Below are 13,242 nucleotides of genomic sequence, written 5' to 3' on the forward strand. Positions count from 1 at the left end.
CCGCGCGCGGCGGTGATTCGTTCCCGCCCATATGGAGCCGAGGACGCCGCACGGCGCAAGACCCCGCTCATTTGCCGGCGTTCTTCGACCACCAGACATCCGGGAAGCCGAGCCCGTAATAGGGCAGTTCCTGCGGCCGGGCGAGCTGCTTCCAGTAGGCGATGTTGATCGTCTTGGAATAGAAGAGCGGGATGACGTAGTGGTGGGCGAGGAGCACGCGGTCGAGCGCGCGGGTCGTCGCCACCAGCTCGTCGCGGTTCGGCGCGAAGACGATCTTCTTGATCAGCTCGTCGATGGCCGGATCGGCGATGCCGGCATAGTTCTTCGAGCCTTCCTGCCCGACCGAGGACGAGCCCCAGTAGTCGCTCTGCTCGTTGCCGGGCACCAGCGATTGCGCCCAGATGCCGTAGATCATGTCGTAGTCGAAGCTGCGCACGCGGTTGGTGTATTGCGAGGCGTCGACCGTGCGGATGCGCGCGTCGATGCCGATCTTCTTCACGCTGTTGACGAAGGGCGTCACCGTCCGCTCGAAGGAGGGATTGGAGAGCAGGATCTCGAAGCCGAAGGGTTTGCCCGTCTTCGTCTCCACCAGCTTGTTGCCCTTGAGCTCGTAGCCGGCCTCCTTGAAGAGCGTGAGCGCCTTGCGCAGGTTCTCGCGCACCTTCTGCGGGTCGCCGTTGACGGGGTTTGTGTAGGGCGTCGTGAAGACCTCGGCGGGAACCTTGTCCTTCAGCCCTTCGAGGATTTCCTTCTCGCGGCCCTCCGGCAGGCCGGACGAGGCGAGCTCCGTGCCCCAGAAGTAGCTGTCGACGCGCTGGTAGGCGTTGTGGGCGAGGTTGCGGTTGAGGTCCTCGAAATCGAAGGCGTAGTTCAGCGCCTCGCGCACGCGCTGGTCCTTGAACTGCTCGCGCCGGAGGTTCGGCACGAAGGCCTGCATGACGCCGGTGGCGCGGCGCGGGTTCTCGATCTGCTCGCGCACCACGCGCCCGTCCTGCATGGCGGGGAAGTCGTAGGCCGTCGCCCAGTGGCTGGCGCTGTTGTCCTGGTAGAAATCGACGTTTCCGGCGCGGAAGGCCTCGAACTCCACGTTCTTGTCGCCGAAGAACGTATAGGTGATCGTGCCGAAATTGTTCTGGCCGACATTCACGTTGAGGTCCTTGCCCCAGTAGTCGTCGCGCAGCTCGAAGCGGATGGAGCCGCCGGCCTGGAAGGAGGCGATCCTGTACGGCCCGGAGCCCATCACCGGCTCCAGCGTCGTGCGGGCGATATCGCGCTTGTTGCCCTTGGCGTCGGTGCCTTCCCACCAGTGTTTCGGGATGATCGGGAACTGGCCGAGGATATTGGGCAGTTCGTGGTTGTTCGTCTCGTCGAAGCGGAAGGTGACGTCGCGCTCGCCGGTCTTTTCGGCCGAAACGACGTGGCGGTAATAGTTGGCGAAGAGCGGATTGTGCGCCTTCACCATGTCGAAGGAATAGACGACGTCCTCGGGCGTCACCGGCTGGCCGTCCGCCCATTTCGCTTCCGCCCTGAGGCGGAAGGTGGCGGAGGAGATGTCGTCGGGATAGGAAACGCCCTCGGCGAGCAGGCCGTAGGCGGCGGTGATCTCGTCCTCGGCCGATTTCAGCAGCGTGTCGAAGACGAGGGAGGTCACGCCCGTCGCCGCCTCGCCCTTGGCGAGGACCGGGTTGAACGTGTCGTAGGTGCCGGTTTCCGAAAGCTTCAGCTCGCCGCCCTTCGGCGCGTCGGGATCGACATAGTCGAAATGGGCAAAGCCGTCCGGGTGTTTCAATTCGCCGATCGTGGAAATGCCGGTCCGCCAGACGGGCGCCGCATCCTCGGCCCTTGCGCCCTGTGCCCCCGTGGCGCAAAGCCCGAGGGCGACCGCGAATACGACTCTTGCGAAGGCTGCCTGCATATGCCCGTTCCCTTTCGTTGCCATGCCGAAGCATGGGCGAGAGAATAGGCAAAATCCGGGCAATTGACAGCCTGCCATCAAAGCGGCGGTTTTTGCCGCGCCTATGGGGGCCGATTCACGACTGCGAAAGGATGATCCTTTAACCTTTCGCAACGATTGCGACTTTCGAGACCGGACAATGCCTGCGCATCTTCCCCTTTCCCGCCTGAAAACCTCTCTTGCCGCCGCCCTGGCGCTCGCGACCCTCGCAAGCCCGCTTGCGGCAGAGGAGCGTCCCGCCAGGGAGCTCTTCGGCGCCCAGCGCCTGCCGGCGAAGATGGTCACGAGCCCCTACGGCTCCTATGCCAGGGGCTGCATCGCCGGTGCGGTGGCGATCCCCACGGACGGGCCGACCTGGCAGGCGATGCGCCTTTCGCGCAACCGCCGCTGGGGCCACCCGGCCATGATCGCGCTCATCGAGCGGTTCTCGCAGGATGCGCGCAGCAAGATCGGCTGGCCGGGGCTTCTCCTCGGCGACATCTCCCAGCCGCGCGGCGGGCCGATGCTGAACGGCCATGCCTCCCATCAGGTCGGGCTCGATGCCGACATCTGGTTCACGCCGATGCCGGATCATCGCATGTCCGCCGCCGAGCGGGAGGCGCTGCCCTTCACCTCCATGCTCGACAAGAGCAAGTTCCTGACGGTCGATCCGCGCCGCTGGACCGAGACCCGCGCGCGCCTCGTCATGATGGCGGCGAGCTACCCTCAGGTCGAGCGCGTCTTCGTCAATCCGGCGATCAAGAAGAAGCTCTGCGAGACCTGGCAGGGCGACCGCTCGGCGCTCGGCAAGGTGCGGCCGATCTACGGCCATGACGAGCATTTCCACATCCGCATCAAATGCCCGGAGGGGGCGGCCGGCTGCAAGCCGCAGGCCAAGGTGCCGCCGGGCGACGGCTGCGACGCCTCGCTCGCCTGGTGGTTCACCAAGGAGCCCTGGGCGAAGCCCAAGCCGAAGAAGGACGCCAAGCCCGTCAAGCCGCATTTCGTCACGCTCTCCGACCTGCCGAAGGCGTGCAGCGCGGTGCTGGCGAGCGATTCGCCCGCGTCCGAGGCGGAAGCGACCTATCGCGGCAACGGCGGCACGTCGACGGCGCTCGCCTTCTCCGCCGGGGCGGACGATGCGGGCCTTGCCGCCGGCATGGCGATGGACGCGGCGGTCGGCCTGCCGGCCATCGTGCCGATCCCGATCCCGCGCCCTATCCAGTAATCAGGCCTCTTCGTAGAGGCGCTGGCCTTCCCGCAAGGCCGCGTCGAGCCGCCCGCCCTCGGGGAAGATTGACAGCGTTTGCGGCTTCCCGACGCCGTCGACGAGCCGCGGACAGGTTTCGGCCGCGCCGAGCACGGTCGTCACCGGTATGACGCCGGCCCAGATCGGCAGGGCGAAATCGTCCTCGTCGTCGCCGACACCCTTGGCGCGCACCTTGGCGGCCGCCTCCTCGATGGGCATTTCGATGATCGTCGTCGCCTTGGCCTCCTGCGCCGTCAGCGGGCGCAGGAGCGCGCTGCGGCCGGGATAAAAACGGTCGACGACGTCGCGCATCGCCTCGATCTTTTCCTCCGGGTCCTCCACCAGCCGCGCCGTGCCGAAGCACATGGCGGAGCGGTAGTTGGCCGAATGGTTGAAGCCGGAGCGGGCAAGCACCAGCCCGTCGAGATGGGCGACGGTGAGGCAGGCGGGCGTGCCGGCTTTCAAATGCCGCAGCATGCGGCTTGCGGACGAGCCGTGCCAGTAGAGCGTATCGCCCCGGCGCCAGAACAGCGTGGGCGTGGCATAGGGCTGGCCTTCGATGACATAGGCGACATGGCAGAGCATGGCGGCATCGAGGATGGCGTGAACGGCGGCGCGGTCGTAGCTGGCGCGCTCGTGCAGGCGCTTGACGCGGTTGCGCGGGGTGACGGGGTAGACGGTATCGGCGGTCATGCGGGGCTTGCCTTTCTCGAACGGTGCCGCCATGGTGCGCCATGGCATTGGATTGGAAAAGCACCAATAATGATGAAAAAATACGGACCAATAGACCGGATTGGTCGGCGCTCGTGCCCGTGCTGCCCGAAGCGGGCCGGCGCACGCCGGCGCTCTACCGGGAACTGCGGCGGCTGATCGAGACGGGCGCGGTGCCGCCCGACGGCAAGCTGCCGCCGACGCGCGATCTCGCCCGGCGGCTGAAGGTTTCGCGCGGCAGCGTCGTCGCCGCCTTCGAGACGCTGATCGCCGAGGGCTACGCCGTCGCGCGCACCGGCGCCGGCACCTTCGTCGCCGACCGCGTGCCCAGCCTGAAGCCGGCCGCGCCCGTCGCGGCGGAAAGCGCGGCACTGACGCCGCCGCTGCCGGGCACGCTCGGCGTCGCCATGGCCGATGCGCGCACGCTCGGCCTCTTCCGCACGCTGCTGGCGCGCCATCTCGCCCGCCCGGGCCCGGAGCATTTCTCCTATGGCGACCCGCGCGGCGGCGCGGGCCTGCGCGAGGCGATCGCGGCCTATCTGCGGCAGGCGCGGGGCGTGCGCTGCGAGGCGCGTTCGGTGGTCGTCACCACCGGCACGCAGCAGGGCATCGACCTCTTCATCCGCACGGCGCTTTCCCCCGGCGACCGGGTGATGATCGAGGATCCCTGCTATCCGAGCGCCCGCGCCGCCTTTTCCGGCAGCGGCCTTGCCGTCTCGGGCCTTGCCGTGGACGGCGAGGGGGCGGATATCGCGAAGGCGGCGCCCGGCGCGCGCGCCGTCTATGTCACGCCCTCCCACCAGTTTCCGCTCGGCGTGACGATGAGCATGCGCCGGCGCCTCGCCCTCATCGACTGGGCGCGCGAGACGGGCGGCTGGATCGTCGAGGACGACTACGACAGCGAGTTCCGCTTCGCCGGCCCGCCGCTCGCCGCCATGCAGGGCATGGACGACAGCGGCCGGGTCGTCTATCTCGGCACCTTCTCCAAGGTGCTCTTCCCCGGCCTGCGGCTCGGCTATGCCGTGGTTCCCGATGCGCTGCTCGAACCGCTCGTGGCGCTGCGCGCGCGCAGCGACCGCGGCCCGCCGACCCTGCCCGAGGCGGCGCTGGCCGATCTTCTCCGCGAGGGCCATTTCGCCGCCCATCTGCGCCGGGCGCGGCGGCGCGCCGAAGCCGCGCGCGATGCGCTGGTGACAGGGCTCAGGACGGCGGGAAACCTCACGGTGGACGTGCCGGACCAGGGCCTCCACCTCGTCGCCGGCCTGCCCGCCGCGCTCGACGACGTGGCGGCGGTGGAGATGGCGCGGATGGCGGGGCTCGGCGCGCGGGCGCTGTCGGCCATGGCGGTCACCGGGCCGGCGCGGCAGGGCCTCGTCGTCGGCTTTTCCGGCTTTGCGCCGGAGGTGCTGCATGCCGCTGCGGCGCGGTTCGCCGCAATGGTCTAGGCGACGCGGCGGGCCTTGCCGGCGGCGATGGTCGCCACCCAGGCGCGGGCGAGCGCAAGGCCGGTGGCGTCGGCGGCCGGGCCCATTTCGGCGGCGTGGATTTCGCGCTGGTCGAGCCAGCCGGGCGCAGTCTCGGCCATTACGGCGAGGAAGGTCCGCGCCCATTCGTCGACCACCGGGCGGCTCGCCTCGAAATGGAACTGCGTGCCGTAGACGGCGCGGCCGATGCGGAACGCCTGGTTCTCCGCCGCCGGGTTCGCGGCAAGACGCACGGCGCCCTCGGGCAGGGTGAAAGTGTCGCTGTGCCACTGGAAGATCGGGAAGGCGCCGGCAGCGGCCGACAGGACGGGATCGCCCGCGCCGTCCGGCGTCAGGGCGACGCTGCACCAGCCGAATTCCGGCGCCGCGCCGATCAGGTTCTCCGCGCCGTAGGCCCGGGCCAGCAACTGGCTGCCGAGGCAGACGCCGAGCACCGACTTGTCGGCATCGCCGAAGCGGCGCATCAGCGCGGCGAGCGCCGGCAGGTAAGCATGGCGCTCGTCGTCGCGGGCATTCTGCGGCCCGCCCATGACGACGATGGCGTCGTGGGCGGCATCGTCGGCCGGCAGGGCCTCGCCCGCATGGGGGCGGCAGATGTCGAGTTCGGCGCCCGCTTCGTCAAGGGCGATGCCGATCTGCCCGAGCAGCGTCACCCTATCGTTTTCCACCACCAGAACCCGCATCCGTCTCTCCTTCTGCCCGTCGCGCGAGACAACCACGCCACCCGGCCGCGTTCAAGTGTCCCGGGTGGAATAGGGCGGCGGTGTGCCGTGGGGCGTGGATCCTCGGGTCAAGCCCGAGGATGACGGAGAGGGGGAGAGGCTGCCCGTGCATTAAGCGACAGCATGCGGAACCGCTGCTTCCGTCCGCCATACCTTTCCTCTTTCGTCATCCTCGGGCTTGTGTGGATGAGATGTGGTTTAGTGGCTTGCATCGGCCGGGATGCGCATCCCGGCCGATGCAAGCAGGTGGCCGTTCCCTCGGGTTGGCTTTGAAGGCCGCGGTCGAGCAAGGCCCTGCCTGCTCCCTTTGACCCCGAACGGTTGCTCGGGCTTTCGCCCGCACCACAAGCCTGGGAGCAAGGCCATGATACATGATCTCCCCTTCGTCGGCATCGACGTGTGCAAGACCCGCTTCGATGTCTTTGTCCATCCGGCAGGCACGCGGTTTTCCTGTCCCGCCTCGCAAGACGGCATCGGCGCCCTCGTGCAGCGCCTGGCCGGCCTCGGGCGGTGTGCCGTCGCGGTGGAAGCCTCCGGCGGCTATGAGCGCAAGCTGATCGCACCGCTCCATGCGGCCGGCATGACGGTGTATGTCGTGGCGCCGGCCCGCGTGCGCCAGCTGGCGGGTGCGCTCGGCCAGCTGGCCAAGACCGATGCCATCGACGCAGCCATGATCGCCCGCTACCTGGCCGTCGCGCAGGAGAACCTGACACCCTGGCGCCCCGATGCCGCCCGCCAGCGGCTCAGCGCCGTCCTGGCCCATCGCCGCAGGCTGGTGGCAGAAAGAAGCGGACTTGCCAGCCTGCTCGACACCGAGGACGAGCCGCTGGTGCGTTCCCTCGTCCAGGAACGGCTGGATGCCATCGCCCGGGATATCGAGCAGCTCGACAGGGCCGTGCGCGTGCTCCTCGTCGAGCACACCCATCTGCGGCAGCGCTATGACAGGCTTCGTGACGTCAAGGGCGTCGGCCCGGTTCTGGCCAGCACCCTGCTGGCAGACCTGCCCGAGCTGGGCTTCGTTTCGGCCAAGGCAATCGCCGCGCTTGTCGGCGTCGCGCCCCATGCGCGTCAATCCGGGGCCTCCAATCGGTCGGGGCGATGCTCGGGTGGCCGAAAACATCTGCGCGACATCGCCTACATGGCGGTCCTCAGTGCCATCAAGGCAAAGGACCCTGTCCTGGCAGGCTTCTATCACCGCCTGCGCAGCAGGGGAAAACCATTCAAGCTCGCAATGGTCGCAACCATTCGAAAGCTCATGACAATCCTCAATGCAATCGCCCGATCCCAGACAGCCCTCTCTCAATGACTCCACGGTTGCTCGACCCGAGGATCCACACGGCACGGCACGCCGCCGCTGGCGTCAGGGGTAGATCACGCCCTTGCGCAGGATGATGTTCGCATAGAGCCGCGGCTCGCTCGTCTGCACCAGCGTGTGGGCGGCGCGCACGCGGTTGTAGAAGTCGGCGCCGACGAGGGGCACGACCTTGCGGTCCGGCTCGTGGCGGGCGCAGCATTCGATCATCTCGCGGTGGACGGGCTCCAGCCGGTCACGCTCCTGGCGGAAGGTGGAGCGGAAGATCGCTTCCTCGACGAAATCGTCGACGGGCATCACCGAGAGGATGGCGTTCAGCACGGGAAGCAGCGCAACGCCGTCGAGGCGGATGAGCCTACGGGCGTGCTCGACGCCGGGATAGTTGCCGTCGACGATGGCGATCTCGTCGCCGTGGCCCATGGCGCGCAGCGTGGCGAGCAGTTCGGGGCTCAGGATGGGATCGATCCCTTTCAGCATCAGGCAAGCTCCTTGAAGAGGACGTTCTGGTCCGGAAGATAACGGGAGAAGAGCGGCAGGCTCGCCCCGCCGATCGAGCGGGCGCTGCTGCCGACCGCGCCCTCGACGACCTCCGGCAGGGTGACGCCCTGCAGGTCGAGCCGGGCGATGGCGGCCTGCGTCGCCGCGACGACGCGCTCGCGCACCCAGCCGGGAAAGCCGCCGTCGATGACGACGGCGGAAAAGTCGATGACCGAGGCGGAGGCGACGACCGCCTGGGCGAGCGCGGCGGCGCTGTCCTCGATCCACAATTCGAGCGGCGCGCCGAAATCGATCCAGTCATCGGGCGAGTACCAGAGCGGCTTGGGATCGATGCCGTGCTCGCGCAGGAGGTTTTCCAGCCGATAGATCGAGGCGATCTTGAGCAGCTGCACCGTCTGGCCGTCGCGGCCCTGCACGGGCAGCGGGCCGATGGCGCCGGCCGTGCCGGTGCGGCCGGTGAAGAGCGCCGAATTGAGCACCACGCCGCCGCCGATGAAGGAGCCGATGAAGAGATAGAGGAAATCGGGATATTGCGGGCCGCGGCCGAAGACGAGCTCGGCCGCGCAGGCACTCGTCGCATCGTTCTGCAGCACCACCGGATAGGGCACGCGCGCGGCGATCTCCGCTTCGAGATCGAAGCCGCGCCACTGGTCCATCTCGGCCTGCGGCGCGCCGACCTCGCTCGCCCAGCTCCACAGCTCGAAGGGCGCGGCGACGCCGAGGCCGGCGATGCGGCCGCGCTCTTCCGGCGTGATCGAGGCCTCCAGCTCGGCAAGGCCCTCCTTGACGAAGGCGAGCAGCGGGCCGGGCATGGGATGGGAGAAGCTGCGGCGCACCCGCCGGCGGATGCCGCCGACGAAGTCCATGAGGACGAGGTCGGCGCTACGCCGGCCGATCTTCAGGCCGAGCGAATAGACGGCATCCGGGTTGAGCCGCATCGGCACGGAGGGCTGGCCGACCCGGCCGCGCATCGGCTCGCCGCGCGTCAGCAGCCCCTCGGCCTCCAGCGCGCGCATGATGACGGTGACGGTCTGGGCGGAAAGGCCGCTGCGCCGGGCGATGTCAGCCTTGGAAAGGCTGCCGTGCCGGCGCACCAGCGACATGACGAGACGCTCGTTGTAGGCGCGCACGCGCACCTGGTTGGCGCCCCCGCTCGGGTCGAGGATTTCGGCCGTCGCGGCGGGTGCCGTCGCGGCATTCTTCGTCATCGTCTCCTCCCGTGCCGTCCGGGCGCCCGGCGCCCCTTCGGTCTTTTATTGGCTGGCATCCGCCTCTTCCACCGGAAACGTCACAGCCCGGGCTTTTCGCCCCTGTTTCGTGAAAGCATGCCACATCGAATTAATAATTCAACTCGATTTATTTATTGACAGGCATTTCCTTTGGTGCTCTTTTTATTCCCGGAAGCACGGACGGCAGGAGGAGACCTGCGGCCCCTGCGACCGGATGGCCCCAGGAGAGGGGCGCATCCCGTTTTGTCCTTGGGAGGATCACATGAAGAAGACCATCGTTTCCGCCGCTCTCGGCGCGCTTGCGCTTGGCGTGGCCTTTGCCTCGCCGGCTTCGGCCGCCGATGTCAGCGCCTGCCTCATCACCAAGACCGATACCAATCCCTTCTTCGTCAAGATGAAGGAAGGCGCCGAGGCGAAAGCCAAGGAACTCGGCGTCACGCTGAAGGCCTATGCCGGCAAGATCGACGGCGATTCGGAAAGCCAGGTCGCCGCCATCGAGACCTGCATCGCCGACGGTGCCAAGGGTATCCTGATCACCGCCTCCGACACGAAGGGCATCGTCCCGACGGTCCAGAAGGCGCGTGACGCGGGCCTGCTCGTCATCGCCCTCGACACGCCGCTCGAGCCGATCGACGCCGCCGACATGACCTTCGCCACCGACAACCTGCTCGCCGGCGAACTGATCGGCAAGTGGGCCGCCGCCACGCTGGGCGACGCCGCCAAGGACGCCAAGGTCGCCTTCCTCGACCTGACGCCGAGCCAGCCGACCGTCGACGTCCTGCGCGACCAGGGCTTCATGAAGGGCTTCGGCATCGACGTGAAGGACATCAACAAGATCGGCGACGAGGACGATCCGCGCATCGTCGGCCACGACGTGACCAACGGCAACGAGGAAGGCGGGCGCACCGCCATGGAAAACCTCCTGCAGAAGGATCCGTCCATCAACGTGGTGCACACCATCAACGAACCGGCCGCTGCCGGCGCCTATGAAGCGCTGAAGGCCGTCGGCAAGGAGAAGGACGTGCTGATCGTGTCGGTCGACGGCGGTTGCCCGGGCGTGCAGAACGTCATCGACGGCGTCATCGGCGCGACCTCGCAGCAGTATCCGCTGATGATGGCGGCGCTCGGCATCGAGGCCATCAAGAAGTTCGCCGACACCGGCGAGAAGCCGCAGGCCACCGAAGGCAAGAACTTCTTCGACACGGGCGTCGCGCTCGTGACCGACAAGCCGGCCGCCGGCGTCGAATCCATCGACACCAAGACCGGCAAGGACAAGTGCTGGGGCTGATGCCCTGAAGCGCCGGCCCGGCATGACCGGGCCGGCCATCCGCCACGGACGGATCGGGTGGCGCGGGCGAACGGCCCGGCAAACGCCCCTTTGTTTTGACAATCGCGAATAGACGTGGGCACCTTTCCAGGGCGGGGGACGGCGGCGGGCCGCATCCTTCCGCAAGGGGAGGAGTGGCCGCATGACGCGGCGGGTGCGCGCAAAGCGGCACCGGCGATGCGTCCGTGTATCATTTCATCCGCAGATGCCGCGACGGTCGGCAAACGGAAGGGGAGGAACAGGATCATGAGCGAGACAACGACGGCCTCGCAGCCCCCGCAGGGCTCGCAGCCCCCGCAGGGTTCGCAACCCGCGCAGGAATTCGAGAAGGTGCTGACCGGCAGTTCCACGCAGGTCGCGTCCTTCGATACCCACGACAAGACGCCCATCCAGAAATTCCAGCATTTCCTCCACGGCAGTCCTTCTGCCGTGCCGCTCATCGTGCTCGTCATTTCGGTGGCTGTGTTCGGCGTCCTGCTCGGCGGCAAGTTCTTCTCCGCCTTCACGCTGACGCTCATCCTCCAGCAGGTGGCCATTACCGGCATCGTCGGCGCGGCACAGACGCTGGTGATCCTGACGGCCGGCATCGACCTCTCGGTCGGCGCGATCATGGTGCTGACCTCGGTCGTCATGGGCCAGTTCACCTTCCGCTACGGCCTGCCGCCGTCGCTCGCCGTGCTCTGCGGCTTTGCCTGCGGGGCGCTCTGCGGCTATATCAACGGCATCCTCGTCGCCCGCATGAAGCTGCCGCCCTTCATCGTCACGCTCGGCATGTGGCAGATCGTCCTCGCCTCGAACTTCCTCTATTCGGCCAACGAGACGATCCGCTCGCAGGACATCTCCGCGCAGGCGCCGCTTCTTCAGCTTTTCGGCGAGAACCTGCGCCTCGGAAACGCGGTCCTCACCTACGGCGTCGTCGCCATGGTGCTGCTCGTGGCGGTGCTCTGGTACGTGCTGAACCACACGGCCTGGGGCCGGCACGTCTATGCGGTCGGCGACGACCCGGACGCGGCGGAGCTTGCCGGCGTCAACGTCAAGCGCATGCTGGTCTCGATCTACACGCTCTCCGGCCTCATCTGCGCGCTGGCGGGCTGGACGCTCATCGGCCGTATCGGCTCGGTCTCCCCGACCGCCGGCCAGTTCGCCAATATCGAATCGATCACCGCCGTGGTGATCGGCGGCATCTCGCTCTTCGGCGGGCGCGGCTCCATCCTCGGCATGCTGTTCGGCGCGCTCATCGTCGGCGTCTTCTCGCTCGGCCTTCGCCTCGTCGGCACGGACCCGCAATGGACCTATCTCCTGATCGGCGTCCTCATCATCTCGGCAGTCGCAATCGACCAGTGGATCAGAAAGGTAGCAGGCTGATGGCACAGGAACCTATTCTCTCCGCCCGCGGCCTCGTCAAGCGCTACGGCCGCGTCACCGCCCTCGACAATGCGGATTTCGACCTCTATCCCGGCGAAATCCTCGCCGTGATCGGCGACAACGGCGCGGGCAAGTCCTCCATGATCAAGGCGATCTCCGGCGCCATCACGCCGGACGAGGGCGAGATCAGGCTGGAAGGCAGGCCCGTCACCTTCCGCTCGCCCATCGAGGCGCGCAAGGCCGGCATCGAGACCGTCTACCAGAACCTCGCGCTCTCGCCGGCGCTGTCGATCGCCGACAACATGTTCCTCGGCCGCGAGATCAGGAAGCCCGGCATCATGGGCAGCGTCCTGCGCAAGCTCGACCGCGGCGCGATGGAGAAATTCGCCCGCGACAAGCTCTCCGAGCTCGGCCTGATGACGATCCAGAACATCAACCAGGCGGTGGAAACGCTCTCGGGCGGCCAGCGCCAGGGCGTGGCGGTGGCGCGCGCGGCCGCCTTCGGCTCCAAGGTCATCATCCTCGACGAACCGACGGCCGCGCTCGGCGTCAAGGAAAGCCGGCGCGTCCTGGAACTCATCCTCGACGTGCGCCGGCGCGGCATCCCCATCGTGCTCATCTCGCACAACATGCCGCATGTCTTCGAGGTGGCCGACCGTATCCATATCCACCGGCTGGGCCGGCGGTTGACGGTCATCAATCCGAAGGACTACACCATGTCCGACGCCGTCGCCTTCATGACCGGGGCAAAGGCGCCCTCGGAGGCCGTCGCCGCATGATATCGCCTGCCACGATCGTGGATGCACTCCAGCGGCGCGCGGGGAACGCGCGCCGCTTCCTCGTCGGCCTCGCCGGCCCGCCGGCTGCCGGCAAGTCGACGCTTGCCGAGGCGCTGCGGGAAAACCTCATCGCCCGCGGCGAGAGCGCCGAGATCCTGCCGATGGACGGCTTCCACATGGATAACGCCATCCTTGCCGAACGCGGCCTCCTGCAACGCAAGGGCGTGCCGGAGAGCTTCGACGGGCGCGGCTTCGTCGATATCGTCAACGCGCTGAAGCGGGCCGAGGGCGAGGTGCTGGTGCCGGTCTTCGACCGCTCGCGCGAGCTTGCCGTCAACGCCGCCCGCGCGATCCCGCTGGAAACCCGCTTCGTCCTCGCGGAGGGCAATTACCTGCTCTTCAGGGATGCGCCGTGGGACAGGCTCGACGGCGTCTTCGACTTCACCATCTTCGTCGGCCCGCCCTACAAGGTGCTGGAGGAACGGCTGCGCCAGCGCTGGCTGGGCTATGCGTTGCCGGCGGACGAGATCCAGTGGAAGCTCTACGGCAACGACCTGCCGAACGGAAAGCGCATCCTCGAGAATTCCCGGCCCGCCGACCTTCATCTCGACCTTTTCTGAGGCGATTGTCCTT

At 67.8% G+C, this 13,242-nt stretch carries 12 protein-coding genes; 7 read left to right on the forward strand and 5 right to left on the reverse strand.

The genetic code is table 11. The features are described from left to right. Positions 1-67: 67 nt before the first annotated feature. Complete coding sequence (locus ACZ5TO_RS17645; protein WP_464799012.1) at positions 68-1,978, reverse strand: extracellular solute-binding protein; 1,911 nt, start codon at positions 1,976-1,978, stop codon at positions 68-70. A 115-nt stretch (positions 1,979-2,093) separates the two neighbouring features. On the opposite strand from ACZ5TO_RS17645, the gene mepA reads away from it, so the two are divergent. Beyond that, positions 2,094-3,161, forward strand: coding sequence for a penicillin-insensitive murein endopeptidase (gene mepA / locus ACZ5TO_RS17650; protein ID WP_464799013.1), 1,068 nt, complete (start codon positions 2,094-2,096; stop codon positions 3,159-3,161). Here the strand turns inward: mepA and ACZ5TO_RS17655 are convergent, their stop codons facing one another. After that, positions 3,162-3,875, reverse strand: a complete 714-nt coding sequence (locus ACZ5TO_RS17655) for a pyridoxamine 5'-phosphate oxidase family protein (RefSeq protein ID WP_464799014.1) — start codon at positions 3,873-3,875, stop codon at positions 3,162-3,164. A 113-nt stretch (positions 3,876-3,988) separates the two neighbouring features. Between ACZ5TO_RS17655 and pdxR the strand changes: the two genes are divergently transcribed. Next, positions 3,989-5,338, forward strand: a complete 1,350-nt coding sequence (gene pdxR, locus ACZ5TO_RS17660) for a MocR-like pyridoxine biosynthesis transcription factor PdxR (protein ID WP_464799015.1) — start codon at positions 3,989-3,991, stop codon at positions 5,336-5,338. On the opposite strand, the gene ACZ5TO_RS17665 is transcribed toward pdxR, so the two are convergent. After that, on the reverse strand, positions 5,335-6,060 hold the full coding sequence (locus ACZ5TO_RS17665) for a type 1 glutamine amidotransferase (protein ID WP_464799016.1): 726 nt from the start codon (positions 6,058-6,060) through the stop codon (positions 5,335-5,337). The genes pdxR and ACZ5TO_RS17665 overlap by 4 nt on opposite strands. Positions 6,061-6,463: 403 nt before the next feature. Between ACZ5TO_RS17665 and ACZ5TO_RS17670 the strand changes: the two genes are divergently transcribed. After that, a complete protein-coding gene (locus tag ACZ5TO_RS17670; protein ID WP_464799017.1) occupies positions 6,464-7,405 on the forward strand; it encodes an IS110 family RNA-guided transposase in 942 nt (313 codons plus the stop codon). Between the two features lie 54 nt (positions 7,406-7,459). Here ACZ5TO_RS17670 and ACZ5TO_RS17675 read toward each other — a convergent pair whose 3' ends face one another. Continuing rightward, positions 7,460-7,888: an RbsD/FucU family protein gene (locus tag ACZ5TO_RS17675; protein ID WP_464799018.1), complete on the reverse strand. Its 429-nt coding sequence runs from the start codon at positions 7,886-7,888 to the stop codon at positions 7,460-7,462. Further along, the gene (locus tag ACZ5TO_RS17680) at positions 7,888-9,117 is read right to left on the reverse strand and encodes an ROK family transcriptional regulator (RefSeq protein WP_464799019.1); all 1,230 of its coding nucleotides are present in this window, start codon (positions 9,115-9,117) and stop codon (positions 7,888-7,890) included. Before ACZ5TO_RS17680 ends, ACZ5TO_RS17675 begins: the two co-directional genes overlap by 1 nt. 283 nt (positions 9,118-9,400) lie before the next feature. Between ACZ5TO_RS17680 and ACZ5TO_RS17685 the strand changes: the two genes are divergently transcribed. The 4 genes from ACZ5TO_RS17685 (at position 9,401) to ACZ5TO_RS17700 (ending at position 13,229) form a co-directional block, all read left to right on the forward strand. Beyond that, the gene (locus ACZ5TO_RS17685) at positions 9,401-10,426 is read left to right on the forward strand and encodes a substrate-binding domain-containing protein (RefSeq protein WP_464799020.1); all 1,026 of its coding nucleotides are present in this window, start codon (positions 9,401-9,403) and stop codon (positions 10,424-10,426) included. Positions 10,427-10,711: 285 nt separating this feature from the next. After that, a complete protein-coding gene (locus ACZ5TO_RS17690; protein ID WP_184144421.1) occupies positions 10,712-11,830 on the forward strand; it encodes an ABC transporter permease in 1,119 nt (372 codons plus the stop codon). After that, positions 11,830-12,609 (forward strand): ATP-binding cassette domain-containing protein, encoded by a 780-nt coding sequence (locus tag ACZ5TO_RS17695; RefSeq protein WP_184144422.1) that lies wholly within the window; start codon positions 11,830-11,832, stop codon positions 12,607-12,609. Before ACZ5TO_RS17690 ends, ACZ5TO_RS17695 begins: the two co-directional genes overlap by 1 nt. Further along, positions 12,606-13,229 (forward strand): nucleoside triphosphate hydrolase, encoded by a 624-nt coding sequence (locus tag ACZ5TO_RS17700; protein WP_464799021.1) that lies wholly within the window; start codon positions 12,606-12,608, stop codon positions 13,227-13,229. The genes ACZ5TO_RS17695 and ACZ5TO_RS17700 overlap by 4 nt, the downstream gene beginning before the upstream one ends. Positions 13,230-13,242: the final 13 nt, after the last annotated feature.

It is taken from the genome of Shinella sp. Sh6 (assembly GCF_055392685.1).

Coding starts and splice junctions, on each gene's coding strand:
- mepA (WP_464799013.1), top strand. CDS start 2,094: ATGCCTGCGCATCTTCCCCTTTCCCGCCTGAAAACCTCTCTTGCCGCC.
- ACZ5TO_RS17655 (WP_464799014.1), bottom strand. CDS start 3,875: ATGACCGCCGATACCGTCTACCCCGTCACCCCGCGCAACCGCGTCAAG.
- ACZ5TO_RS17665 (WP_464799016.1), bottom strand. CDS start 6,060: ATGCGGGTTCTGGTGGTGGAAAACGATAGGGTGACGCTGCTCGGGCAG.
- ACZ5TO_RS17670 (WP_464799017.1), top strand. CDS start 6,464: ATGATACATGATCTCCCCTTCGTCGGCATCGACGTGTGCAAGACCCGC.
- ACZ5TO_RS17675 (WP_464799018.1), bottom strand. CDS start 7,888: ATGCTGAAAGGGATCGATCCCATCCTGAGCCCCGAACTGCTCGCCACG.
- ACZ5TO_RS17680 (WP_464799019.1), bottom strand. CDS start 9,117: ATGACGAAGAATGCCGCGACGGCACCCGCCGCGACGGCCGAAATCCTC.
- ACZ5TO_RS17685 (WP_464799020.1), top strand. CDS start 9,401: ATGAAGAAGACCATCGTTTCCGCCGCTCTCGGCGCGCTTGCGCTTGGC.
- ACZ5TO_RS17690 (WP_184144421.1), top strand. CDS start 10,712: ATGAGCGAGACAACGACGGCCTCGCAGCCCCCGCAGGGCTCGCAGCCC.
- ACZ5TO_RS17695 (WP_184144422.1), top strand. CDS start 11,830: ATGGCACAGGAACCTATTCTCTCCGCCCGCGGCCTCGTCAAGCGCTAC.
- ACZ5TO_RS17700 (WP_464799021.1), top strand. CDS start 12,606: ATGATATCGCCTGCCACGATCGTGGATGCACTCCAGCGGCGCGCGGGG.